At 68.3% G+C, this 23,395-nt stretch carries 23 protein-coding genes and 1 tRNA gene; 17 read left to right on the forward strand and 7 right to left on the reverse strand.

What is annotated here, in order from left to right; genetic code table 11:
- Positions 1-366: 366 nt before the first annotated feature.
- Positions 367-1,338 (forward strand): lipid kinase YegS, encoded by a 972-nt coding sequence (gene yegS, locus EX88_RS0108010; RefSeq protein WP_051884728.1) that lies wholly within the window; start codon positions 367-369, stop codon positions 1,336-1,338.
- Positions 1,339-1,485: 147 nt separating this feature from the next.
- Positions 1,486-2,961 carry an anthranilate synthase component I gene (gene trpE / locus EX88_RS0108015; RefSeq protein WP_031371479.1) on the forward strand — a complete coding sequence of 492 codons (1,476 nt, stop codon included), beginning with the start codon at positions 1,486-1,488 and terminating at the stop codon, positions 2,959-2,961.
- A gap of 780 nt (positions 2,962-3,741) precedes the next feature.
- Here the strand turns inward: trpE and EX88_RS0108020 are convergent.
- Positions 3,742-4,038 carry an antibiotic biosynthesis monooxygenase family protein gene (locus EX88_RS0108020; protein WP_031371480.1) on the reverse strand — a complete coding sequence of 99 codons (297 nt, stop codon included), beginning with the start codon at positions 4,036-4,038 and terminating at the stop codon, positions 3,742-3,744.
- Between the two features lie 317 nt (positions 4,039-4,355).
- On the opposite strand from EX88_RS0108020, the gene EX88_RS25835 reads away from it, so the two are divergent.
- The 3 genes from EX88_RS25835 to EX88_RS23605 all read left to right on the forward strand — a co-directional run bounded on the left by EX88_RS25835 (position 4,356) and on the right by EX88_RS23605 (position 6,802).
- Entirely contained in the window at positions 4,356-4,538 is a 183-nt protein-coding gene (locus tag EX88_RS25835; protein ID WP_031371481.1) for a hypothetical protein, read from the forward strand.
- A gap of 124 nt (positions 4,539-4,662) precedes the next feature.
- A complete protein-coding gene (locus EX88_RS0108030; RefSeq protein ID WP_031371482.1) occupies positions 4,663-5,337 on the forward strand; it encodes a response regulator transcription factor in 675 nt (224 codons plus the stop codon).
- A gap of 103 nt (positions 5,338-5,440) precedes the next feature.
- Entirely contained in the window at positions 5,441-6,802 is a 1,362-nt protein-coding gene (locus EX88_RS23605; RefSeq protein ID WP_161786084.1) for a sensor histidine kinase, read from the forward strand.
- A gap of 78 nt (positions 6,803-6,880) precedes the next feature.
- Here the strand turns inward: EX88_RS23605 and EX88_RS0108040 are convergent, their stop codons facing one another.
- Entirely contained in the window at positions 6,881-8,449 is a 1,569-nt protein-coding gene (locus tag EX88_RS0108040) for an endo-1,3-alpha-glucanase family glycosylhydrolase (RefSeq protein ID WP_161786085.1), read from the reverse strand.
- Positions 8,450-8,640: 191 nt separating this feature from the next.
- Between EX88_RS0108040 and EX88_RS25840 the strand changes: the two genes are divergently transcribed.
- The 6 genes from EX88_RS25840 (at position 8,641) to EX88_RS0108070 (ending at position 13,295) form a co-directional block, all read left to right on the forward strand.
- Positions 8,641-8,997, forward strand: a complete 357-nt coding sequence (locus tag EX88_RS25840) for a hypothetical protein (RefSeq protein ID WP_152566163.1) — start codon at positions 8,641-8,643, stop codon at positions 8,995-8,997.
- Positions 8,998-9,568: 571 nt separating this feature from the next.
- A complete protein-coding gene (locus EX88_RS0108050; RefSeq protein ID WP_031371486.1) occupies positions 9,569-10,150 on the forward strand; it encodes an anthranilate synthase component II in 582 nt (193 codons plus the stop codon).
- A gap of 42 nt (positions 10,151-10,192) precedes the next feature.
- A complete protein-coding gene (gene trpD / locus EX88_RS0108055; protein ID WP_031371487.1) occupies positions 10,193-11,227 on the forward strand; it encodes an anthranilate phosphoribosyltransferase in 1,035 nt (344 codons plus the stop codon).
- A gap of 195 nt (positions 11,228-11,422) precedes the next feature.
- Positions 11,423-11,764: an antibiotic biosynthesis monooxygenase family protein gene (locus EX88_RS0108060; protein ID WP_031371488.1), complete on the forward strand. Its 342-nt coding sequence runs from the start codon at positions 11,423-11,425 to the stop codon at positions 11,762-11,764.
- Positions 11,761-12,552 (forward strand): indole-3-glycerol phosphate synthase TrpC, encoded by a 792-nt coding sequence (trpC, locus tag EX88_RS0108065; protein WP_031371489.1) that lies wholly within the window; start codon positions 11,761-11,763, stop codon positions 12,550-12,552. Before EX88_RS0108060 ends, trpC begins: the two co-directional genes overlap by 4 nt.
- Positions 12,549-13,295, forward strand: a complete 747-nt coding sequence (locus EX88_RS0108070) for a haloacid dehalogenase-like hydrolase (RefSeq protein ID WP_031371490.1) — start codon at positions 12,549-12,551, stop codon at positions 13,293-13,295. The genes trpC and EX88_RS0108070 overlap by 4 nt, the downstream gene beginning before the upstream one ends.
- 175 nt (positions 13,296-13,470) lie before the next feature.
- Here the strand turns inward: EX88_RS0108070 and EX88_RS0108075 are convergent, their stop codons facing one another.
- Together EX88_RS0108075 and crp are read right to left on the reverse strand one after the other, a co-directional pair.
- Positions 13,471-13,896 (reverse strand): global regulator CLP-associated N-acetyltransferase, encoded by a 426-nt coding sequence (locus EX88_RS0108075; RefSeq protein ID WP_031371491.1) that lies wholly within the window; start codon positions 13,894-13,896, stop codon positions 13,471-13,473.
- Positions 13,897-13,943: 47 nt separating this feature from the next.
- A complete protein-coding gene (crp, locus tag EX88_RS0108080; protein WP_031371492.1) occupies positions 13,944-14,633 on the reverse strand; it encodes a cAMP-activated global transcriptional regulator CRP in 690 nt (229 codons plus the stop codon).
- Positions 14,634-14,849: 216 nt separating this feature from the next.
- On the opposite strand from crp, the gene speD reads away from it, so the two are divergent.
- Positions 14,850-15,644: an adenosylmethionine decarboxylase gene (gene speD / locus EX88_RS0108085; RefSeq protein WP_031371493.1), complete on the forward strand. Its 795-nt coding sequence runs from the start codon at positions 14,850-14,852 to the stop codon at positions 15,642-15,644.
- Between the two features lie 303 nt (positions 15,645-15,947).
- On the opposite strand, the gene coq7 is transcribed toward speD, so the two are convergent.
- Positions 15,948-16,589 carry a 2-polyprenyl-3-methyl-6-methoxy-1,4-benzoquinone monooxygenase gene (gene coq7, locus EX88_RS0108090; protein WP_031371494.1) on the reverse strand — a complete coding sequence of 214 codons (642 nt, stop codon included), beginning with the start codon at positions 16,587-16,589 and terminating at the stop codon, positions 15,948-15,950.
- 36 nt (positions 16,590-16,625) lie between these two features.
- Positions 16,626-17,798, reverse strand: coding sequence for a (Fe-S)-binding protein (locus EX88_RS0108095; RefSeq protein WP_161786087.1), 1,173 nt, complete (start codon positions 17,796-17,798; stop codon positions 16,626-16,628).
- 171 nt (positions 17,799-17,969) lie between these two features.
- Here EX88_RS0108095 and rplM point away from each other — a divergent pair, with 171 nt between their 5' ends.
- The 3 genes from rplM (at position 17,970) to EX88_RS0108110 (ending at position 18,921) form a co-directional block, all read left to right on the forward strand.
- Positions 17,970-18,398 carry a 50S ribosomal protein L13 gene (gene rplM, locus EX88_RS0108100; protein WP_031371496.1) on the forward strand — a complete coding sequence of 143 codons (429 nt, stop codon included), beginning with the start codon at positions 17,970-17,972 and terminating at the stop codon, positions 18,396-18,398.
- A gap of 10 nt (positions 18,399-18,408) precedes the next feature.
- Positions 18,409-18,801, forward strand: a complete 393-nt coding sequence (gene rpsI, locus EX88_RS0108105) for a 30S ribosomal protein S9 (RefSeq protein WP_031371497.1) — start codon at positions 18,409-18,411, stop codon at positions 18,799-18,801.
- 45 nt (positions 18,802-18,846) lie between these two features.
- A tRNA-Gln gene (locus tag EX88_RS0108110) sits at positions 18,847-18,921 on the forward strand.
- A gap of 228 nt (positions 18,922-19,149) precedes the next feature.
- Here the strand turns inward: EX88_RS0108110 and EX88_RS0108115 are convergent.
- Complete coding sequence (locus EX88_RS0108115; protein WP_031371498.1) at positions 19,150-19,638, reverse strand: GNAT family N-acetyltransferase; 489 nt, start codon at positions 19,636-19,638, stop codon at positions 19,150-19,152.
- A 227-nt stretch (positions 19,639-19,865) separates the two neighbouring features.
- On the opposite strand from EX88_RS0108115, the gene EX88_RS0108120 reads away from it, so the two are divergent.
- Both EX88_RS0108120 and EX88_RS0108125 read left to right on the forward strand, forming a co-directional pair.
- Positions 19,866-20,417, forward strand: a complete 552-nt coding sequence (locus EX88_RS0108120; protein ID WP_031371499.1) for an ECF-type sigma factor — start codon at positions 19,866-19,868, stop codon at positions 20,415-20,417.
- Between the two features lie 32 nt (positions 20,418-20,449).
- Positions 20,450-23,236, forward strand: coding sequence for a serine/threonine-protein kinase (locus EX88_RS0108125; protein WP_031371500.1), 2,787 nt, complete (start codon positions 20,450-20,452; stop codon positions 23,234-23,236).
- Positions 23,237-23,395 lie beyond the last annotated feature (159 nt).

Here is a 23,395-nt window from a genome sequence, read left to right on the forward strand (position 1 = left end):
TACGGCAACGGCAACGGCAACGGCAACGGCAACGGCAACGGCAACGGCAACGGCAATAGCCGACGATGCGGGGCGACAGCGATTGGTGCAGGGTGTTCAACCCCGACACAGCCGCCCAAAGCAAAAGGACGCGGGCCTTGCGGCCCGCGTCCAGGAATAATTGGAGGCAATCCAGCCTCCGCCCGTCGTCCCTGATATGGCCTCCTATACTCCGGATCAACCGTGACCGGTGTGTGACAAAAGTGGCGGATTCGGATGTCCGTGGAACGGGCGTCGACGGTCCGATATCCGCCGCCACGCCGGTGTTCACCGGTAGTTCCCCTAAGGCTGTTAGCCTCGCGAGCTCCGTCCGGGACTCACTTCTCCATGCCCAAGCCTCGTTGGCGCTTGATTCTCAACGGCAAATCGGCCGGCGACGATGACTTGCGCGAGGCCGTGGTCGCGATACGCGAGCGCGGCATCGACCTGGACGTCCGCGTCACCTGGGAGGGCGGCGACGCCGAGCGCTACGTGGCCGAAGCCATCGCCGACGGCGTCGATACCCTCATCGCGGCCGGCGGCGACGGCACCCTCAGCGAGGTCGCGACCACCTTGGCCCATCGCGACGAAGCTGCCGACGCGCTGCCCTCGCTCGGGCTGGTGCCGCTCGGCACCGCCAACGATTTCGCCAGCGCCGCGCTGATCCCGGCCGATCCGGCGCAGGCGCTGGATCTGATCGCACGCCGGCCGCCGCAGCCGATCGACCTGATCCGTCTGGAAGCGCCCGACGGCGTGCACTGGGCCGCCAATCTCGCCAGCGGCGGTTTCGGCACCCAGGTCACCATCGAGACCGACGCCGGCCTCAAGAAGATGCTCGGCGGCCTGGCCTATCTGGTCACCGGCATTTCCAAGCTCGGCCGTATCGAAACGATGCGCGCACGTATCCACGGCGAGGGATTCGAGTGGGAGGGCGACTTCATCGCCCTGGGTATCGGCAACGGCAAGCAGGCCGGCGGCGGCCAGGCCCTGTGCCCGGACGCGCTGATCGACGACGGCCTGCTCGATGTCACCGTCGTGCCCGACCTGTCCGGCGAAGTCGGGGCGACCGTGCGCACCCTGTTGACCGAAGGCAAGCATGCCGCGCTCGACCGCGTCGCCACCCGGGTGCAGTTGCGCTGGGTCGAGATCGAATCGGCGCGGGCGTTGACCCTCAACCTGGACGGCGAACCGGTGTGCTCGCATCACTTCCGCATCGACTGCGTGGCCGGGCGGGTGCGCATGCACCTGCCGGTCGCCTGCCCGCTGCTGTCGGCCATGGCGCCGACCTTACAAGGATCGTCGCGGGCGGCCGCCGGCTGAGGCCGTCGCGCCGCGCCGATGAAGCGGCTACAGTAGCGGCCATGAAAGCCTGGGCGAACCCGCATTTCCTTTGTGCCGACGTGGGTTGGCGATGGTGGCCGTCGGCCATCGTCGCTCCTGCCCACTCGTCCATGAAGGAACTGCCGCGTGATTTCGCACGAACTCTTCCAGCAACAGGCCGCTAACGGCTACACCCGTATTCCGGTCGTTCGCGAGGTCCTGTCCGACCTCGACACCCCCCTCTCGGTCTATCTCAAGCTCGCCGACGGCCCGCACACTTACCTGTTCGAGTCGGTCGAGGGCGGCGAACGTTTCGGCCGTTACTCGATCATCGGCCTGCCCGCGCAGCGCGTGTACGCCTTCGCCGGCCACACCTTGTTCGTCACCGAGCACGGCGAGCTGGTCGACAGCCGCGTCGTCGACGACCCCTTGGCCGAGGTCGAACGCCTGCGCACCGAATACCAAGTACCCAAGATCGACGGCCTGCCGGGGTTCACCGGCGGCCTGGTCGGCTGGTTCGGTTTCGAGTGCATCCAGTACATCGAGCATCGTTTGACCGGAGACAACAAGCCGGACGAGCTCGGCACCCCCGACATCCTGTTGATGCAGAGCGAGGAGATCGCGGTATTCGACAACCTCAAGGGTCGTCTGTACCTGATCGTCCACGCCGACCCGCGCGAGCCGCAGGCCTTCGCCCGCGCCAACCGCCGACTCGACCAGCTCGTGCACCGGCTGCGTATCGGCGGCGCGAGTTATCCGGAGACGCTCGACCCGGCCGGGCTCGACGAAGGCGATTTCGTATCCGGTTTCACCCGCGAAGGTTTCATCGACGCGGTCGAGAAATCCAAGGAACTGATCCGCGCCGGCGACATCTTCCAAGTGGTGCTGTCGCAGCGCCTGAGCGTGCCGTTCAAGGCGCGGCCGGTCGACGTTTACCGCGCGCTGCGGGCCTTGAATCCGTCGCCGTACATGTATTTCCTCGATGTCGGCGGCACCCAGGTGGTCGGCTCGTCGCCGGAAATCCTGGTGCGCCTGCAGGACGGCGAGGTGACGGTGCGACCGATCGCCGGTACCCGTCCGCGCGGCAAGACGGTCGAGGAAGACAATGCGCTCGAAGCCGAATTGCTGGCCGACCCGAAGGAACGTGCCGAGCACCTGATGCTGATCGACCTCGGCCGCAACGACGTCGGCCGCGTGTCCGAACCGGGCACGGTCGAAGTCGGCGAACAGTTCGTGATCGAGCGCTACAGCCACGTCATGCACATCGTCAGCGAAGTCACCGGCCGTCTGAAGGCGGGCATGAGCTACATGGACGTGCTGCGCGCGACCTTCCCGGCCGGCACCGTCAGCGGCGCGCCGAAAATCCGCGCGCTGGAAGTGATCCGCGAGCTCGAACCCATCAAGCGCAATGTCTATTCCGGCGCGGTCGGCTACATCGGCTGGCACGGCGACGCCGACACTGCCATCGCGATCCGCACCGCCGTGATCCAGGACGGCCGCCTGCACGTGCAGGCCGGCGCCGGCATCGTCTACGACTCCGACCCGCAGAAGGAATGGGAAGAGACGATGAACAAGGGCCGCGCCCTGTTCCGTGCCGTGGGCGAGGCTGCGCGCGGGTTGTAGGAACCGCGCGAACCCGCCTTGGGGTAGGAGCGGCGCAAGCCGCGACCTGCGCCGGTCGGAGGGGTGCCAGGGTCGCAGCTTGCGCAGCTCCTACAAAGAGCTGCGCTGGCGCTTTCGTCGGTTAATGCCCGGTTGCCCGAATCCGCCTTGGGGTAGGAGCGGCGCAAGCCGCGAGCTGCGCCGGTTGGCGAGATGTCGCGGTCGCAGCTTACGCAGCTCCTACAAAGAGCTGCGCTGCCGTTGTCGTCGTTCATGCCGGGTCGCCCGAAACCGCTTTGGGGTGGGAGCGGCACAAGCCGCGACCTGCGCCGGTCGGCGAGATGGCGCGGTCGCAGCTTGCGCAGCTCCTACAAAGAGCTGCGCTGGCGCTTTCGTCGTTTATGCCCGGTCGCCCGAAACCGCTTTGGGGTAGGAGCGGCGCAAGCCGCGAGCTGCGCCGGTTGGCGAGATGTCGCGGTCGCAGCTTGCGCAGCTCCTACAAAGGGCTGCGCTGCTGTCGTCGTCGTTCATGCCCGGTCGCCCGAATCCGCTTTGGGGTAGGAGCGGCGCAAGCCGCGACCGCGCCGGTCGGCGAGATGTCGTGGTCGCAGCTTGCGTAGCTCTTACAAGAAGCTGCGCTGCCGTTGTCGTCGTTAACGCCCGGTCGCGCGAATCCGCTTTGGGGTAGGAGCGGCGCAAGCCGCGACCCGCGCCGGTCGGCGACATGTCGCGGTCGCAGCTTACGCAGCTCCTACAAAGAGCTGCGCTGGCGCTTTCGCAGGCCCGACTGATCGAGCGGGCTCACACCACGCTGTAATGCTGCACCAGCGGCTCGAATTCGAGCAGGAAATCCAGGTCTTCGTCGTAGTACTTGGCTTGCAGCAGGTGCTCGCCAGCGAAGGCGCGGATCGCGGCTTCCGATTCCCAGTGGGTGACGGTCAGGAAATGAGTCACCTCGCCGTCTTCGCGCCGCAGGATCTGCACCTGCAGATTGCCGGGCACCGAACGGTAATCCGCCACTGCGCGCTGCTGTAGGAAGGCGGCGTAGGCATCGGCCTGCGAGGCGTGGGTACGGCCATGCCAGATGCGACAGATCATGGGGCGGCTCCTAAGGTCCGTGGCTTTCGCCGGTAACGGCGCGGCGGGACGTCACGCTTCGGCGTTCGTCTCGATCCTAGCGTGGGCGAGCCGCCGGTCACAGCCTCTCTCGTGTGGTTTCGGCATCCGTCCGCGGCGCATCCGACGACAGCCGCAGCGATGCCGCCGATGACGGCCGAATGCATCGGCCGCGCCACATTAAAAAAAGTTCATGCGGCGGAAAGCTCGCGGCGAGGCCCGGCGGCGCAACCTGTCTTCGCGATGGGGACGCCCCCACCGGCAGGAATCCCAACCGAATCGTTTCCAGGAGCCCACTCATGAACGTCCGCAATGCCCTGATCGCCGTCGCTCTCACCGCGTTCGCCGGTTCCGCGTTCGCCGCCGCGCCGGCGACGTCCGCTTCGAGCGCCGCCCCCGCCGCCAAGACCGTCAAGCACAAGCATCACCAGGCCAAGAAGGCGGCGAAGACCGCTTCCGCCGCGGCGCCCGCCGCCAACTGATCCTTCGCCCGCTCCCCCGAGCCCCACGCATCGTCGGCGTGGGTTCCATGCCCCGCCGGCTCGCGCCGGCGGGGTATCCTTTTTCTCTCCCGCCCCAGGCACCGCCCGCGATCCCGGAGTCGGCATGCGCGTCCTGCTCGTCGAAGACGATCCCCACACCGCCGGCTTCATCGCCAAGGGGCTGCGCGAGGACGGTCATGCCGTCGACCACGCCGGCAACGGCAAGGACGGCCTGTTCCTGGCCACTACCGAGCGCTACGACAGCATCGTGCTCGACCGCATGCTGCCCGGGCTCGACGGCCTGGTCGTGCTGCAAACCTTGCGCGGCGCCGGCAACCGCACGCCGGTGTTATTGCTGACCGCGCTGGGCGAGGTCGACCACCGTGTCGAAGGCCTGCGCGCCGGCGCCGACGACTACTTGGTCAAACCCTTCGCCTATGCCGAGCTCAGCGCGCGCCTGGACAGCATCCTGCGCCGCGGCCAGGCCGGCGGCAGCGAACCCACCCGGCTGCGCGTGGCCGATCTCGAACTCGACCTGCTCAGCCGCGAGGCGCGTCGCGGCGGCAAACGCATCGAGCTGCAGCCGCGCGAATTCCGCCTGCTCGAGTACCTGATGCGCCAGGCCGAGCGGGTGGTGACGCGGACCATGTTGCTGGAAGCGGTCTGGGACTATCACTTCGACCCGCAGACCAACGTCATCGACGTGCACATCAGCCGCCTGCGCCAGAAGATCGACCAGGGCCACGCGCGGCCGCTGCTGCACACCGTGCGCGGTGCGGGCTATCGGCTCGGCGCATGAGCGCATTGCATACATTCGCGCCGAATCCTGGCGCCCTGAACTCCCCCCTTTGCAAAAGGGGAGCTGGGGGGATTTACGCTTCGTGCGGGCACGACACATGCGCATGAGCCCGCGCTCGACCAGCGCGCGCCTGGCATTGGCGGTGACCGCCTCGTTCCTGCTCGCCTTCGTGCTGCTCGGCATCGGCGTGCATTACGCGGTCTCGGCGATGCTGACCCAGGATGCGCGCGAGCTGGTGCGGGTGGACGCCGCCGGCCTGGTCGAGGTGTATCGCGACGAAGGCCGCGCCGCCTTGCTCGGCGAGTTGCGCGAACGCATCGCCACCGATGAAGACCCGGATGCGGTGTATGCGCTGACGGCCACAGACGGCCGTGTCGTCGCCGGCGACTACCGCGACCTGCCCAGGCATCGCCAAGGCGCGCGCTGGATCGAGTTCACCGAACACGGCGCGGACGGCGACCTGCGGGTGGTCGCGCAACTGCAACGCTTGCCCGACGGCACCACTTTGCTGACCGGCACCCGCACCCGCAGCCAGGATCGTTTTCTCGCCCTGATGCTGCGCACCGCGTTGGCGGCCTTGCTGGTGGCGGCCACCCTGGGCGCTCTGATCGGCTGGCTGACCTCGCGTTGGGTCTCGCGCCGGCTGCGTCACCTCGACGATACCGCGGTGCGCGTGGGCAGTGGCGAGCTGGGCCTGCGCGCGGGGCTCGACGGCAGCGACGACGCTTTCGACCGGCTCGCGCGCCGCTTCAACGGCATGCTCGACCGCATCGAGGAATTGCTCGGCGGCGTGCGCCATGCGACCGACCATATCGCCCACGACCTGCGCACGCCGTTGACGCGCCTGCGCAACCGTCTCGAAGAGCTGCGCCGGCGCCAGGACGCGGGCGAAGCCGGTACTCAGCTCGACGCGGCGATCGGCGAAACCGACCAACTGCTGCACTCGTTCGGCGCCTTGCTGCGTCTGGCGCGGATCGAAGCACAGCCGCCGGTGCACGACGAGCCGGTATTGGATTTGTCGGAACTGGTGCGCGATGCGGTCGAGCTGTACACGCCGATCGCGGCCGAACGTGGCATCGCGCTCAGCGCGAACCTGGCCGGTTCGGGCGAGTCGCGCATGCGCGGCGATGCCGATCAGTTGTTCCAGATGTTGGTCAACCTGCTCGACAACGCGGTCAAGTACGCGCCCGCTGCCAGCGAGGTTGCGTTGAGCCTGCAGCGCGAGCGCCAGGCTCTGGTCGTGCGGATCGACGACCGCGGCCCCGGCATTCCCGAAGCCGACCGCGAGCGAGTGTTCGACCGGTTCCAGCGCATGGAATCGCATCGCGGCTCGCCCGGCACCGGCCTGGGGCTGAGCCTGGTGCGCGCGATCGTGCAGCGCCACGGCGGCCAGGTCGGTCTTGGCGACAACACGCCGGGATTGCGGGTCACGCTGGTGCTGCCGACCGAGCCGAGTGCTCGCTGACTGCCGCCGATAGCGTCTCCAGCGCGATGTCCGCATCGCGCTGGAGACGATCATGCAGCTAAGCGGCCGTCGCCGGGCTTACAGCGGACGCGCGCACTCGATGCTGCCGCCGGCGTAGTAGGTCATGTCCTGGTAGTCGACCGAGGCGTGCACCGGCGTTGCGCTGGTCAACGACTCGACCACTTGATTGCCGCGGCTCAGCTCGAACTGCGGCGTCGTGCCTGCGACCAGCGGCACCTTGAACGAGGTCATCCCGGCCGCGGCCGGCAAGGTCCGTAGATCGCTGCCCTGGCGGATGCTGAGCAGGCCGGGTTCGGTCAGGAACGCAAGCAATTCGACCTGGTTCTCGGCGACCGGCCCGAACGGAATCGTGAAAGGGCCGGCGGTCTGTTTGGCGGTGTCGTAGGGCGCGTCGGTCCGGTGTTTGCGATGGAAGTAGTACAAGGCATCGCGGGCGATCGGCGGTGCTTGGCCGGTCTTGAACCAGGTCGTGTAGTAGGCGAGCAAGTCGGTGACCGCGTAGCCGCGATCGCGCGAGGGGGCGACCTGGGTTTCGCCGTAGTCGTTCCAGGTGAGGATATTGACCATCTGCACATCGCTCTCGATGGCCTTCTCGAACAGCGCACGCAGGGTGACGCTGTTGGACGACTCCCAATGGCGCAGTTCGACCTTCTCGGCGCTCTTGCGCACGCGCATGTCCTGGAACGCGACCCGCGCCATCCAGTCCAGCCCGTATTTGCGCGCATCCACCGCTTCGCTGACGTTGGAGGCGGCCTGGCTGGCGGTCTTGCCTTCGAAGATCGAATAGCCGGCCATGGTCGCGCGCCACTCGGCCAGGTTCGGGATCGAGTTCATCGCCGTGCGCGACAGGAACATCGGATACCAGGCCGGCTCGACGCCTTGCGCGCGCAGCAGGTCGAGCAATTGTTGCCACCACAGGATCGGCTTGCCGCCGTCCTTGGCCGGCCGCTCCGGCGAGAACGTCGCCAGCGGCACGCGGCCGTCGGGCAAGCGAAACACCGAGGGATGGTCGATCACCGCCAGCAGGGTCTGCGCCAGTTCCTCCGGCGTGTCCTGCGCGCCCTTCGGGAAGCCGGGCGCGAGCAGGATGCGGAACTCCGGGTCGACCGCCTTGGCCGCGGCCAGCATGTCGCGCACGCGGTTGAAGCGGTCGTCGGAATGGGCCTGCCGGTACGACATTTCCAGGATGAAACCGTCCAACCCCATGGCGATGGCCTGGCGGATCTCGACCTCGAAGTTGAGCTGTTTCCAGTTCGGCTCCGGACGTTTCGGCATCGGCAGCGGGCGATCGCGCAGCAGTCCGCCGGTGCTGAGGTACTCCAGGTTGCCGCTGCTGGCGCCGGTCGGGCTGAGCCAGCGTTCGTACCAGTTCTTGCTGTCGAGCTCGTTGTGGGTCGAGAGCTGGAACGGCGGGAAGTACCAGGCGAACACTTTCTTGCCCGACGCGCGCAGGGCTTGCGGGCTCGGTTGTACGAAGGGATAACACAGCGCCGAGGCGGCGGCATCGCCGGGCGCCAGTAGCGGCGAGCGGATCCGGTCCGGGCCGCGCGCGATCGCGGCGGGGACGATGGCCAAGGCCGCCAGCAGAATCGCGCAGCGAAGTAACGAGGAACGTGGAGCGTGCATGACGTCCATCCTTCAGTAGGGATCGGGTTGCGGAGCGCAACGGAACTGCCGGAGCGATGCCGCGCAGAGCGGCCGGCGGAACTCACGCTATCGGTCGGCCCGGTCCGAGACTGCGTCGTTTCTTGCTATTGCCAACTGGCACACACTCGGGGCAGGGGCCGCGCATCTGTGGTCGCGAGTCGCGCAGACCGATGCGCGGTGCGATGGCGGTGCTCGGGCTATGCTGCGCGCTCGCGTGCCTTTCGCCGCGCTATCGAAGCCCAGGCATGTCGGCATCCACACTCAATCGGCCCGGCGCGCCGCGAAGCCGGTGGCGATGGGCAACCGGCATCGCGATCGCGACCGCATTGGCGGCCGGCCTGTGGACGATCGTCTTCGTGCGCATCGGTACCGGCGTGTACTGCGGCGAGTCGCCGGCGGTGCGCTGGCGGTTGGCGATCCATGCCGGCGAATGCGACGCCGAAACCGGCTGCCACTTCGTCAGGCAGGACGATACCGGCGCGGCCGAATACTTCGGATTCAAGCCGATTCCCTGCGGACGCGAGTAAGCGGGCTCCGGGCCGATGTGGCCATCGCCAGGGGCCGCGGCCCTTGCCTCGACGGCGGCCCGGGCCCGGCCGCTGCCCGTCGATGGGGCCGATCCGGGCGCCCTCGCACAGACCGGCGTCCAGCGGTTACAGTAGCCGCATGATCGTTCGCGCAATCCCGCAGAACTCCCCGAAAGCCGGCCAGGCTTGGCGATGGTGGCGTGCCGCCGTCGTCCGTTTCCTGCCGCCCTACGAGGACTCCCTGCGTGACCCCGCCTACGATTCGATGCTTTCCGGCCGCTGAGCGCGGCAAGTACCTTTCGGCCGCCAATCGCGGCAAATACCCTTCGGCCGCCCAGCGTGGCCGAGGCCTCCCCGACGCGGGAGCGCTTTTCCAGCCCCGACCCCTGTCTGCGGCCTCATCGAGGCGGGATAATCGCGGGCTGTCGCCTGTGAGCGCGGCCGGGCCGTACCGCTGCGCACGGCCGCAGGCGAGTGCGCTGCATCTCCCGCAACACGTCACCGGCACGATGGCGGGCCCATGGCCCGCGATCGCGCAGCTTTCCGGTATTCCCCGCATTCGAGGCGCGTCATGTCCGTTCTGATGATCGACAACTACGACAGCTTCACTTACAACCTCGTGCAGTACCTGCAGGCGCTCGGGGCGGAAGTGAAGGTGATCCGCAACGACGACCTGAGCGTGGCCGAGATCGACCGGCTGGCGCCGGAACGCATCATGATTTCGCCCGGGCCGGGCACGCCGAACGATGCCGGCGTGTCGTTGGACGTGATCCGCGAGCTCGGCCCGCGCGTGCCGATTCTCGGTGTCTGCCTCGGTCACCAGAGCCTCGGCCAGGCCTACGGCGGCGACGTGATTCGCGCCCAGACCATCATGCACGGCAAGACCTCGCGCATCCGCCATGAAGGCCGCGGCGTGTTCGCCGGCCTGCCGGACGCCTACCAGGCCACGCGCTATCACTCGCTGGTGGTGTCGCGCGACAGCCTGCCCGACTCGCTCGAGATCACCGCCTGGACCGAGAACGAGGACGGCAGCTTCGAAGAGATCATGGGCCTGCGCCATCGCGAGCATCCGGTCGAGGGGGTGCAGTTCCACCCCGAGTCGATCCTGACCGAGCACGGCCACGCGCTGTTGAAGAACTTCCTGACCCGATAAACCGCCGTGGCGCGACCCGCGCCTGCCAGGACACGAATCACGATGCCTCTCACCGCCCAAGAAGCCCTGCAACGCACGATCGAGCACCGCGAGATCTTCCACGACGAGATGGTCGACCTGATGCGCATGATCATGCGCGGCGAGATCTCGCCGACCATGACCGCGGCCATCCTCACCGGTCTGCGGGTCAAGAAAGAAACCGTCGGCGAAATCGCCGGCGCGGCGACGGTGTTGCGCGAATTCGCGCGGCCGGTGCAGGTCAGCGACCGTGCCCATCTGGTCGACATCGTCGGCACCGGCGGCGACGGCGCCCACACCTTCAATATTTCCACCGCGAGCATGTTCGTGGTCGCCGCCGCCGGGGCCAAGGTGGCCAAGCACGGCAATCGCAGCGTGTCGTCGAAGTCGGGCAGCGCCGACGTGCTGGAAGCCCTCGGCGCGGCGATCGAGCTGCAGCCCGAGCAGGTCAGCCAGTGCATCGACCGCGCCGGGATCGGCTTCATGTTCGCGCCGGTGCATCACCCGGCGATGAAGGTGGTCGCGCCGGTGCGGCGCGAGATGGGCGTACGCACCCTGTTCAACATCCTCGGCCCGCTGACCAACCCGGCCGACGCGCCGAGCATCCTGATGGGCGTGTTCCATCCCGACCTGGTCGGCATCCAGGTACGCGTGCTGCAGGAAATGGGCGCGCAACGCGCGCTGGTGGTGTGGGGGCGCGACGGCATGGACGAGTTGTCGCTCGGCGCCGGCACCTTGGTCGGCGAATTGCGCGATGGGGTGGTGCGCGAGTACGAGGTGCACCCGGAGGACTACGGCATCGCGATGGCGGCCAGCCGCAATCTGCGCGTCGCCGACGCGGCGGAGTCGAAGACCATGCTGCTGCAGGCGCTGGAGAACCGCGACGGCCTGCCGCGCGAGATCGTTGCCCTGAATTCCGGTGCCGCGCTGTACGCCGCGGGCGTGGCCGAGAGCATCGCCGACGGCATCGAGCGCGCGCGTACGGCGCTGGCCTCCGGCGCGGCGCGGGCCAAGCTCGACGAGTTCGTCGCGCTGACGCGGGAGTTGGCGGGGGCGTGATGGGGCGCGGGACGAGCAAATCCCCCCTAACTCCCCCTTTGAACAGGGGGGAATGCTTACGTGGCGGCGTGGGCCTATGTTCCGGCGTCGCCGTGTTCCTTCCAATTCCTGCTGTTGCCGTTCCCCCCTTTGAAAAGGGGGGTAGGGGGGATTGGCCTTTGACTTTCGCCTTTTGAACCAAGCCCAGGAGCCAGCATGTCCGCCAGCTTCGCCGAACTACCGAAACCTCCGTATTACGCGGTCATCTTCAGCTCGCAGCGCAGCGACGGGGACGACGCCGGCTACGGCGAGGCAGCCGAGCGCATGGTCGAGCTGGCCGCGCAGCAGCCGGGCTTCCTCGGGGTCGAGTCGACCCGCGGCAGCGACGGCTTCGGCATCACCGTAAGCTATTGGTCCGACGAGGCGGCGATCGCCGCCTGGAAACGGCAGGCCGAACACGCCGCCACCCGCGCCTACGGGCGCGAACATTGGTATCGACATTTCGAGTTGCGCGTGGCCAAGGTCGAGCGCGCGTACGGGAGCAAGGGCAAGGCATGAGCGACATCCTCAACACCATTCTCGCGCGCAAGCACGAGGAGATCGAACAGCGCAGCCGGGTGCGTTCGCTCGCCGACCTGCGCGCGCGCGCCGCCTCGCAGGCGCCGGCGCGCGGCTTCGTCGACGCGATCAAGCGCAAGCACGCCGCCGACGAAGCCGCGGTCATCGCCGAGGTCAAGAAGGCCAGCCCGTCCAAGGGCCTGATCCGCGCCGATTTCAAGCCGGCCGAGATCGCCCGCAGCTACGAGGCCGGCGGTGCGGCCTGTCTGTCGGTGCTGACCGATGTCGACTTCTTCCAGGGCAGCAACGCCTACCTCGGCGAAGCCCGCGGTGCCTGCTCACTGCCAGTACTGCGCAAGGACTTCACCGTCGATCCGTACCAGATCTACGAAGCGCGCATGATCGGCGCCGACGCGATCCTGCTGATCGTCGCTGCGCTCGAGGACGGGCCGATGATCGAGATGGCCGGCCTGGCGATGGAGCTGGGCATGGACGTGCTGGTCGAGGTCCACGACATCGACGAGCTCGAACGCGCGTTGCAGACCGATTGCGAGCTGATCGGCGTCAACAACCGCAATCTGCGCACGTTCGAGGTCTCGCTGGACACCACCATCGCCTTGCGCGCCGCGGTGCCGCGCGACCGCACCCTGGTCACCGAAAGCGGCATCGCCACCTTGGCCGACGTGGAGCGAATGCGCGGCGCCGGCGTCGAAACCTTTTTGGTCGGCGAAAGCTTCATGCGCGAACGCGACCCGGGCGCGGCGCTGCGGCGGTTGTTCGCGGCGTGAGCGCGGTCCGTCCCGCGCGTTTCCCGCCGGTGCGCGCGGACGCGCCGCTGATCGTGTTCGATTTCGATCACACCCTGTACGACGGCGACTCCGGCAGCCATCTGTTCGCCTGGCTGATCAGGCGCTCGTGGTGGCGCATGCTGCTGGCGCTTGCGATCGCGCCGGTCGCCGGGCCGATGGTGGCCTGGCTGAAGACGCGCCGCCTCGGCATCTCGGCCTTCGTCTGGGTCGGCACCATCGGCATGCACCGGGTCGGCTCGCTCGACGCGATGATCGACCGCTACGTCGCCCTGCACACCGCGCAGATTCGCGAGCGGTTGCTGCCGATCGCGCTCGACGTGTTGCATCACCACCGCGAACAGGGCGATCACGTGGTGATCGCGACGGGCGCGCCGCCGGAACTCGCCCGCGCCATCCTGGCCTTCGTCGCCCACGAGGACGTGCCGGTGGTCGGCACCCTGGTCGGCCCGCGCCTGGGCGCGCTCGGCGCCAGCCGCCATTGCCATTCCGAAATGAAGATGCGGATGCTGCGCGAGTCCGGCTTCACCGGGCCGGTCGAGGCCGCTTACTCCGACAGCAGCGCCGACCTGCCGCTGCTCAAGGCCGCGCGCAAGCCGGTGGTGGTCAATCCCAAGGTCGCGCGCGTGGAGATGTTCCGGCGTGTGCTGCCGGCCGGCACGCCCATCCTGAACTGGGGTTGCCCGGGGCGGGGCGGGGACGCGGTGTCGTCGGCGGCGAAGTAGGCGGCTGGAATTCGGCTTTCGCCGACACGGGGTAGAGCGTGGTCGCGGCTTGCGCCGCTCCTACCCTTTGCTGCGCGGCTCTGGGGCAGGAGCGGCGCAAGCCGCGACCGCCATCCAGCCGATGCTGCGGGGTTTCGATCTTGAGACGAATGCGCCCAGGCCGCGGCCCAGAGCTTCAATCGCCCAGTGTCTTCACGAACTTGACCGACGAGCCGTCGGAATAGCCGCAGGCGCGGTAGAAGTCGTGGGCGTCGGTGCGGCGGATGTTGCTGGCGACCTCGACCCGGCCGACCCCGTCGCGGCGGGCGCGGCGCTCGACCTCGCGCAGCAGCAGGCGGCCGATACCCTGGCGATAGCAGGACGTGGCCACCACCAGGGCGGTGATGCGGGTCAGCAGGTTGCCGCGGGTCAGCGAATAGCGGGTATGGCTGGCGATCAGGCCACAGGCGTGGCCGTCGAGTTCGGCCAACAACAGGTCGTGGCGTGGGTCTTCGCGCAGCACGGCGATGCGCTCGATGGCCTCATCGCGGGTGCAGGGATAGCCGAGCTGGCTGAGCAGCTCGGCGACGTCGCTGGCATCGCCCAGCTCCGCGAGCCGCACCGTCGGTGCGGTCCCGGAGGAGGGCGCGATGCGTCCCACCGGGGCCCTTAACGGGTCCCGTAGAGGACGACGGTCTTGCCTCGGGCGTGCAGCTTGCCGTCGGCCTGCAGCTTCTTGAGCACGCGACCGGCCATCTCGCGGGAGCAGCCGACCAGGCGCGAAAGCTCCTGGCGCGACACCCGCAGCTGGGTGCCCTGCGGATGGCTCATGGCCTCGGGTTCCTTGGCAAGGTCGTGCAGGGCACGGACGATGCGGTCGGTGACGTCGAGGAAGGCCAGGCGGCCGGCCTTGCGGCTGGTGTCGAGCAGGCGCCGGGAAATCTGCGCGCCGATCGCATACAGCAGCTTGGGCGCGTCCAGCGAGAGCCGGGTCAGCAGCAGGTCGTAGAGGCGCTCGTGTCCGATTTCGGCCAGTTCGCAGGTGCTGCGCGTTCGCAGGATCACCTCGCGATGGTCGCTCTCGATGAACAGGCCGAGCTCGCCGACGAACTCGCCGGGGCCGAAATAGCCCAGGACCAGTTCACGGCCGTCCTCTTCCTCGGTGATGATGCTCACCGAGCCTGAGACGACGTAATACAGCGTGCTGGCCGGATCCCCGGGGCGAAACACGTCCGTGCGGGACGGGTAACGACGACGGTGGCAATGGGCCAGGAAGCGTTCGATCGTTGCGCCGTCCGGCAACAACGGGCTATTGGTTCTGCGTAATGCAGTCAAGGGGGCTACCGGGTTGGCGGACATTGGGAATGGGCTTTTGGCTTTCGGCCGAGCTTAGGGCGATACGGCCGCATGAGCAAATCCTGCCGCTGAAACTCCCGGTCCGATAGAGAGCGATGATGGAAGCGCAGAGACGGTCACGCTTTTGTAATCGACGCAGTCCAAAACCTAGCTGCGTTTCCCCCCGGGGCCAATTGCCTCATAATCGCGGCCCTCGCCGTCCGTCCGGATATTCCTACAGTGGTCAAGCCGTTGCCGCGCCTGCGGTTGCAGGGTTTTAACAACCTCACCAAGGCCCTCTCGTTCAATATCTACGATGTTTGCTTTGCCGCCTCGGAAGACGAGCGCGGGCGCTATATCGAATACATCGACGAGGCGTACAACGCCGACCGCCTCACCCAGATCCTCACGGATGTGGCGGAAATCATCGGCGCCAACATCCTCAATATCGCCCGCCAGGACTACGACCCCCAGGGCGCCTCGGTGACGATTCTGATCTCCGAGGAACCGGTGATCGACAAGAAGGCGGCCGGCAAGGAGATCATCTCCGACGCCGTGGTCGCCCACATGGACAAGTCCCACATCACCGTCCACACCTATCCCGAGACTCACCCGGACAGCGGCATCGCGACCTTCCGGGCCGATATCGACGTGGCCACCTGCGGCGTGATTTCGCCGCTTAAGGCCTTGAATTACCTGATCGAAAGCTTCCAGTCCGACATCGTGGTGATGGACTACCGGGTGCGCGGCTTCACCCGCGACATCAAGGGCAAGAAGCATTACATCGACCACAAGATCAACTCGATCCAGGACTACCTGGCGAAGAACATCAAGTCGCGCTACGAGATGATCGACGTCAACGTCTACCAGGAAAATATCTTCCACACGAAGATGCACCTGAAGGAATTCGACCTCGACACCTACCTGTTCGAGGAAAAGGCCAAGAACCTCTCGTTCAAGGAGCGCATGAAGATCGAGGCGCGCCTGCGCCGCGAGATCGAAGAGCTCTACCACGGCCGCAACCTGGTCGATTGAGCCCTGCGCGATGCATGCGAAAAGGCCGGCGAAAGCCGGCCTTTTTCGTTGCTGGGCGGGCGCGGCCCCCGAGCCGGCGCCGCTTGTCTCCCTCTCCCGCCTGCGGGAGAGGGCCGGGGTGAGGGCGCGAAGGCCCGCGACCGTCGCCAGCGCGGCGGGAGGGGCGAACCCTCACCCCAACCCTCTCCCGTGAACGGGAGAGGGGGCTCAAAGCTTTGCAGCCAGGGGCGCGTCTCCCCTCTCCCGCTCACGGGAGAAGGCCGGGGTGAGGGCATAGAGGTCCGGGGGCGTCGCCAGGGCGACTCAGACCCGGTAAGCCACGGCCTTCATCAGCTTGGACGCCGCCGCCATCAGGGCCGGCACCGGCATCGGCAGGATGCGCGCGCCGGCGGCCTCGGCGTTCTCGGCGTGGCGCGCCTCGTCGGCCTTCATGGTCCGCAGGATCGCCCGGCTGCGCTGGTCGCCTTCGGGCAGGGACTGCAGGTGCTCGTCGATATGAGCCTCGACCTGGCGTTCGGTCTCGACCACGAAACCCAGGTTCCAACCGTCGCCGCGCAGCCCGGCGAGGGCGCCGATGGCGAAGCTGCCGGCGTACCACAACGGGTTCAGCAGGCTCGGGCGGCTGTCGAGTTCGCGCAGGCGGTCGGCGCACCAGGCCAGGTGGTCGGTCTCTTCCTGGGCGGCTTCGAGCAGGTGGCCGCGGGTGGATTCGTCGCGGGCGACCGCGGCCTGGCCGCAGTACAGGGCCTGGGCGCAGACCTCGCCGACGTGGTTGATCCGCATCAGGCCGGCCGAATGGCGGCGCTCGTCGGGTTCGAGCACCAGTTCGGCGGTGTTGCCGGCGGGGTTGGGGCGTTCGGCGCCCGGGGCGCCGAATATGGTATCGAGCGCGCGCTGTGCTTCGCTGAGCACGCGGTCCAGAGGGCTGAGTTCGCGGGTCGTCATGCGCCGATTCTAAGGCGTGGCCGACGTAGAAGTCGGTTAATCGGCCGCCGGCCCGGCCGCGCCGTCGTCGAGCAGGCCGGCCAGGAATTCGAGCGGGTGCTGGACCGGGATCGCGGTGCCGCCGCCCAGGTGCAGGCGGCAGCCGATGTTGGCGCTGAGCAGCACGCTGGCGCCGCTGTGCGCCAATTGTTCGAGCAGCGGAGCGCGGTATTCGGCCGCACGCGCCGGGTCGGTCAGCATCTGGCTGCCGGCAGCGCCGCAGCAGCCGTAGCCGGCGTCGAGTTCGACCACCTGCAGTCCGGGCACCCGCGCCAACAAGCGCCGCAAGGCCGGGACCGACTTGACCACGTTGCGCTGGGTGCAGGGCAGGTGCACGGCGATGCGCTGATGGGAGGGGCGCAAGCGCAGGCCGGCGCCGGCCTGATCGAGATAGGCGATGGCGTCGACCACTTGGGTCTGCGGCGCGAGCGAATGCGCCAGCGCGGTGTGGCAGCCGCTGGCCAGGCTGAGGACGGTGGCGTGGGCCGTGAAGGCGCTGCGGTTGGCCTGGGCCAGGTCCTGGGCCGCGGCGGCGTTGCCGGCGTGCTCGTGCAGGGCGCCGCAACAGCCTTGGCCGGCGACCGGGTCGAGTGCGACGCCGAGCGAGGCGCACAGCCGCACCGTGGCGGCGCGCACGGCGCTTTCGTAGGCACCGGCCACACAGCCCACGAACAGTCCGGCGCGGGCCTGTCCGGCCGTCTGGAGGCGTGTTGCGGGCATCGGCAGCCGTCGTGGCGGGCGCGGCAACGAGCGCCAGGCCTCGGGCAGCCAGGGGTGGCCGATCCGGTACAGGGACAGCGCCGCCGCCAGCCAGCGCGGCCGCGCCGCCAGGCCTTCGATCAGCCGTTGGCGCCAGGCCGGCGGCCGGCGATCGCGTTGGCGGGTGCGGGCCAGGACCAGCAATCGGCCATACTCCACGCCGGCTGGGCACACCGACTCGCAACTGCGGCAGCCCAGGCAGTGGTCGAGATGAGCGTCCGAGGTCGGGGTCGGGACGATGCTGTCCAGGGCCCAGGCCCGGGCCAGGGCAATCCGGCCGCGCGGCGACTCGGCTTCGAGCCGGTCGCGGCCGTAAGTGGGGCAGGAGGGCAGGCACAGCCCGCATTGCACGCAGCGGTCGGCCAGAGCCACCAGGGGGTCGGCGGAGGGCGGGCGACGGTCGTGCGGCATGACCATCGATGCTAGCACGGGCAAAACCCAGGCTTGCACGATCCCGGGCGGCCCGCTATCATTCCGCCTCTTTCGTTCCGCAATCACAACGCGAGGCGACGTTCCGACGCCCTTCCCGCACCGGGAAACGGCGGAACCAGCCCGACCACTGTGCCCACATAAAGAGTTGTCATGAAGACTTTTACCGCCAAGAACGAGACCGTCCAGCGCGACTGGTACGTCGTCGACGCGTCGGGCAAAACGCTCGGCCGCTTGTGCTCCGAACTCGCGCGTCGCCTGCGCGGCAAGCACAAGCCCGTCTATACCCCTCACGTCGATACCGGCGATTACCTGGTGGTGATCAACGCCGAGAAGATCGCCGTCACCGGCAATAAGCTGCAGGACAAGATGTACTACCGGTTCACCGGTTACGTCGGCAACCTGAAGAGCGAGACGCTGGGCCAGGCGCTCGAGCGCCACCCGGAACGCGTCATCGAGATCGGTGTCAAGGGCATGCTGCCGAAGAATCCGCTCGGCCGCGCCATGTATCGCAAGCTCAAGGTCTACAAGGGCTCCGAGCATCCGCATACCGCCCAGCAGCCGCAGCCGCTCGACATCTAAGGTAAAGACCATGGCTATCCAGCAGAATTACGGCACCGGCCGCCGCAAGTCTTCCACCGCTCGCGTGTTCCTGCGCAAGGGCGACGGCAAGATCACCATCAATCAGCGTACGATCGAAGAATTCTTCGGCCGCGAAACCGCGCGCATGATCGTCCGCCAGCCGCTCGAGCTGACCCAGTCGACCGACAAGTTCGACGTCAACGTGACGGTCGCCGGCGGCGGCATCACCGGTCAGGCCGGCGCGATCCGTCTCGGCATCGCCCGCGCACTGGTCGAGTACGACGAAACCCTGAAGGGCGAACTGCGTAAGGCAGGCTTCATGACCCGCGACGCCCGTGAAGTCGAGCGTAAGAAGGTCGGTCTGCACAAGGCTCGCCGCGCAACGCAGTTCTCGAAGCGCTAATAGTTCTTTTTTCGCGTCGCGTTTTTGCGTTAATATCGGTTTTATAGCCCCGTCGCCAAGCGGTAAGGCACCTGACTCTGACTCAGGCATTCGGTGGTTCGAATCCATCCGGGGCTGCCATACCCAAGCCCGATTCCAGCTCAACGGCTCGAATCGGCGACCTGAAACCCGCCGCAAGGCGGGTTTCTTGTTATATGAGCCCGCCGCAAGGCGGGTTTCTTGTTTCTGTGAAGTACGAGCCCGCCGCAAGGCAGGTTTCTTGTTTTGTGGGATGAGCCCGCCATCAGGCGGGTTTCTTGTTTCTGCGCCTGGCGCCGCCCCGCTGAAGCATTGTCGCCATGCCTGCCTTCAGTCCGCGCTCAACACCCTGACCAGGCTGATCTCATCGCGCAGCGGGATGCCGTGCCGCCCCAGCAACGGGATGGCCGGGTCGGCCTCGCGTTCCAGATCGATGGCGCCGGCGACGAGCCGGTGCAGGCGGAAGCCGCGGCGCTGGTAGAAACGCAGTGCATCGAGGTTGTCGTTGGTGGTGCGGGTCAGCAGCCGGCTCAGGCCCAGTGCGCGTGCACGCGCGACCGCGAGTTCGACCAGGCGCGTGCCTAGGCCGGCCTGGGCCCGCACCGCGTCGAGGGTGACGATCTCCGATTGGGCCGCGTCGTCGAGCAAGGTCACCAGGCCGGCGATGGCGCCGTCCGCATCCAGGGCGATGAAGCCCGGCAGGGCGGCGGCGTTGATCGCGCGGCCGTCGAGCATGATGGTCGGGCCGCCCCAGCGCAGGTCGAGGAAGGCGCGGATGCGTTCGCGGTCGCTGGCTTCGATGGCGCGGGTTGTCGGCATGGCGTCCGGGCGTAAGGGGCGCAGCGCGACACTGTAGCGCCGGCGCCGGCGTAGATCGTGGCCGATAGCGGGCACAGCTCGTGCGCGAACCCGTCGCAGCGCTGGCGCTGCCGTACGCTGGCGGCCGTCGCGACTGGTCGCAGCTGTGACCGCCTGGTCTCCGCGGTTCGCGCTACTCGGCTACCATCCGCGGCGCAGGGGCCGCGCAGCGGCGTTGGAGAGCGCGCATGAGCGAGGATCTGACTCGGTTACTGCATGACTGGCGCGGCGGCGACGTCGCTTCGCGCGACCGCTTGTTCGCACTGGTCTACGACACCTTGCGCGGCATGGCGGCGGTGCGCCTGGGCGCGCGCAACGGTCAGCGCACCCTGCAGCCCACCTCGCTCGTCAACGAAGCCCTGATCCGCCTGATAGGCGGCGAGGTCGATTGGCAGGACCGCGCTCACTTCTATGCGCTCGCGGCCCTGAAGATGCGTGCGGTGTTGGTCGATCAGGCGCGTGCGCAAGCGGCGGCGAAGCGCGGCGCGCGGCCGGTGATGCTGACCTTGTCGCACGCCGACCTGCACGGCGGGCAGACCGTCGGCTTCGACGTGCTGGCTCTGCACGATGCCCTCGAACGCCTGGCCGAGCGCGATCAACGTTCGGCGCGGGCGGTCGAGATGGCCTACTTCGGCGGCATGGAGCACAGTGAGATCGCCTGCGTGCTGGAAGTCTCGGTGCCGACCGTCGAACGCGACCTGCGTTTCGCCCGGGCCTGGCTGGGACAGCAGTTGGGCTGAGCGAGCGGCGATCCGACGCGACAGGAGGCGACATGGAAACCCAGCGTTGGCACGACCTGCGCCGATTGTTCGATGCGGTATCCGACCTGCCGGCCGAGCGTTGGTTGGAGGAACTGCACGCGATCAGCGACGATCCAGCGCTGATCGCCGAGGTCATGGAGTTGCTCGGTGCGCAGACCGGGCAGTTCGATCGCGTCGTGCAACCGCTGAACGATCTGGTCGCGGGCCTGCCCGACAGCGAACTGCAGGCCGGCGACCGCCTCGGCGCCTGGGTCCTGATCGAGCGCGTGGCGAGCGGCGGCATGGGCACGGTGTTTGTGGCCGAGCGCGCCGACGGCTTGTTCCGCCAACAGGTGGCGATCAAATTGCTGCGCGGCAGCGGCTTCAACCAGGCCGAATTCGCCCGTCGCCTGGCGGTGGAGCGGCAACTGCTGGCCGAGCTGCAGCACCCCAACATCGCCCGCCTCTACGACGGCGGCACCACGCCGAGCGGGCAGCCGTACCTGGTCATGGAGTACGTGCTCGGCCGCGATCTCGACGAATACTGCGAGCAGCGCCAGCCTGACCTGCTGCAGCGCCTGCAGTTGTTCCAGCGCATCTGCGCGGCGGTGCAGAGCGCGCACCAGCGCCTGATCGTGCATTGCGACCTCAAGCCCGGCAACGTGATGGTGCAGGACGACGGCGAGCCGGTACTGCTCGATTTCGGCATCGCCCAGGTGCTCGATCACCAGGCCGGCGACGACAACGCCTGCTACGGCAGCTTCTGCACCCCGGCTTATGCCAGCCCCGAATTGCTCGGCGGCGCGCGGGTCAGCGTGGTCAGCGACGTGTTCGCGCTCGGCGTGTTGCTCACCGAATTGCTGGCCTGCCGTTCGGTCGAACGCGGCCTGGCCGATCGCGATGTCGCGGTGCCGCTGCCGAGCGAGTGGGCCGGGCCGGACTGCGCCTGGCGCGAGCGCCTGCGCGGCGACCTGGATGCGATCGCCGCCTGCGCCTGCGCGCTCGATCCGCGGCAGCGCTATTCCTCGGTGGAAGCCTTGTCCCAGGACATCGGGCGTCATCTCGCCTGGCGTCCGGTGTCGGCGCGCACGCCGACACTGGGCTACCGCTTCGGCCGTTATCTGCGCCGGCATTGGCGCGAGACCGCGGCGGCGGCGCTGGTGCTCGCGCTGGCCGGCGGCTTCGTCTGGCGGGTCACCGCCGAGCGTGCGCGCGCCGAGCGCGAGGCCTCGGTCGCGCGTCAGGTCAGCGATTTCCTGGTCTCGGCTTTCGACGCCGCCGATCCGCGCATGCGCGGGGCGCAGGCCGGGCAGGACTTGAGTGCGCGGCAGGTGCTGGACGCCTCCGCCGCGCGCATCGAACAAGGGCTCGACGACACCCCGGCGATCCGCGCCCGCCTGCGCGCGGTGCTCGGTCGTGCCTATCGCAACCTCGGCCAGCCGCAGCGCGCCGAGGCGCTGCTCGATCAGGCCGCGCGCGAGTTCCTCGACCCGGCGGTGGACCGGCCGGACCAGGCCGCGCAAGCGCTCGCCGATCTGTCGCGTTCGCTCAGCGACCGCCAGTACGGCGCCCAGGCCGTCGCCGCCGCGCGCCGTTCGCTGGCCCTGCGCGAGCGCGACGGCGACCCGCGCGGCCTCGCCGATGCCTACGATACGCTCGGCCTGGCCCAGGTCGCGGACAGTCGGTACGCGCAGGCCGAACGCAGCTTCGAGCGCTCGCAGCAACTGCGCAGCGAACGCGGCCTGCGCCAGTCGCCCGACGAACGCGCGGCGATGCTCGCCCGCCTGGCTCAGTTGTACCGGCGCCGCGGCGAACTCAAGCGCGCCGAGCAGACTTATCGCGATGCGCTGGAGATCAACCGCGAGACCGGCAGCGACCCGGTCGCGACCCAGCTCAACCAGTTCGGTCTTGCGAGCACGTTGTTCGGCCTCGGGCGGGTCGCGGAAACCCGCCGCGAACTGGTCGAGAACCTGAGCCTGGCGCGCGACCTGTACGGCGAGCAGAGCGACATGGTCGCCAACATCCATGTCGACCTGGCCAACGCCACCCAGGACCTCGGCGATTATCGCCAGGCCGGCGAACACTATCGGGCCGCGCTGGAGATCATGGCCGTGGTCGCCGGCGAGCGCAGCCTCGATTACGCCCGCATCCTCAACAACTACGCGGCCCTGTCGCTGGAGCGCGGCGACCTGGCCGAGTCCGAGCGCCGCCTGCGCCAGGCCTTGTCGATCCGTCGCGAGCACCTGGCGCCGGACGAGCGCCGGGTGTTGCGCACCGAGAACGGTCTCGGCCTGGTGCTCGCACGCGGCGGCCGCAACGAAGAGGCGCGGTCGCTGGTCGAGCGCAGCGCTTCGGTTTGGCGCCGTCGTTATGGCGAGGACCATGCCGGGCTGCTGATGGTGGCGCTGACCCGGGTCGAATGGCTGTTGAGCCGCGACCGCCTCGACGAGGCGCAGGCCGAGTTGACGGCGATCGACCTCAGCCGCGGCGAGTACAACGCCTTCATGCTGGCGCGGATTCCCAGCTTGCAAGCCGAGCTCGCGCAACGCCGCGGGCAGTGGGACGAAGCCGAGCGGGGCTGGGCCAAGGCGATCGAAGACAGCCGAGCCGCCTACGGTGCGCAGCAGGTCAAGACCGCGAGGTTGCGCGTGCCCTATGCCGAGGTCCTGCTCGCGCGCGGCGACGCGCGCGGCGCGGCGGCGCAGGTGCAACTTGCCGAGGCGGTGCTGCGGCGCGAGATGTACAGCGAGTCGGCGTTGTTGCGGCGCCTGCAGTCGGTGAAGCAGGGCGCGCCGCCGGTGCAGGTGGCGGCGCGCTAGGCGGCCTGCCGGTTCGCGGCTTGTGCCATTCTCAGGGGCGGAGCGGCGCAAGCGGCGACCCGCTCTGCGCGCATCGCCGAGCCATCGCTGACGCATCGATCCTTCGCCAAAAAACACGCCGCCCGAAGGCGGCGTGTCGGTTCGCTACGGCAAGGAACG

Origin of the sequence: Lysobacter antibioticus, assembly GCF_000731095.1 — a bacterium.
Lineage (GTDB): Bacteria > Pseudomonadota > Gammaproteobacteria > Xanthomonadales > Xanthomonadaceae > Lysobacter > Lysobacter antibioticus_B.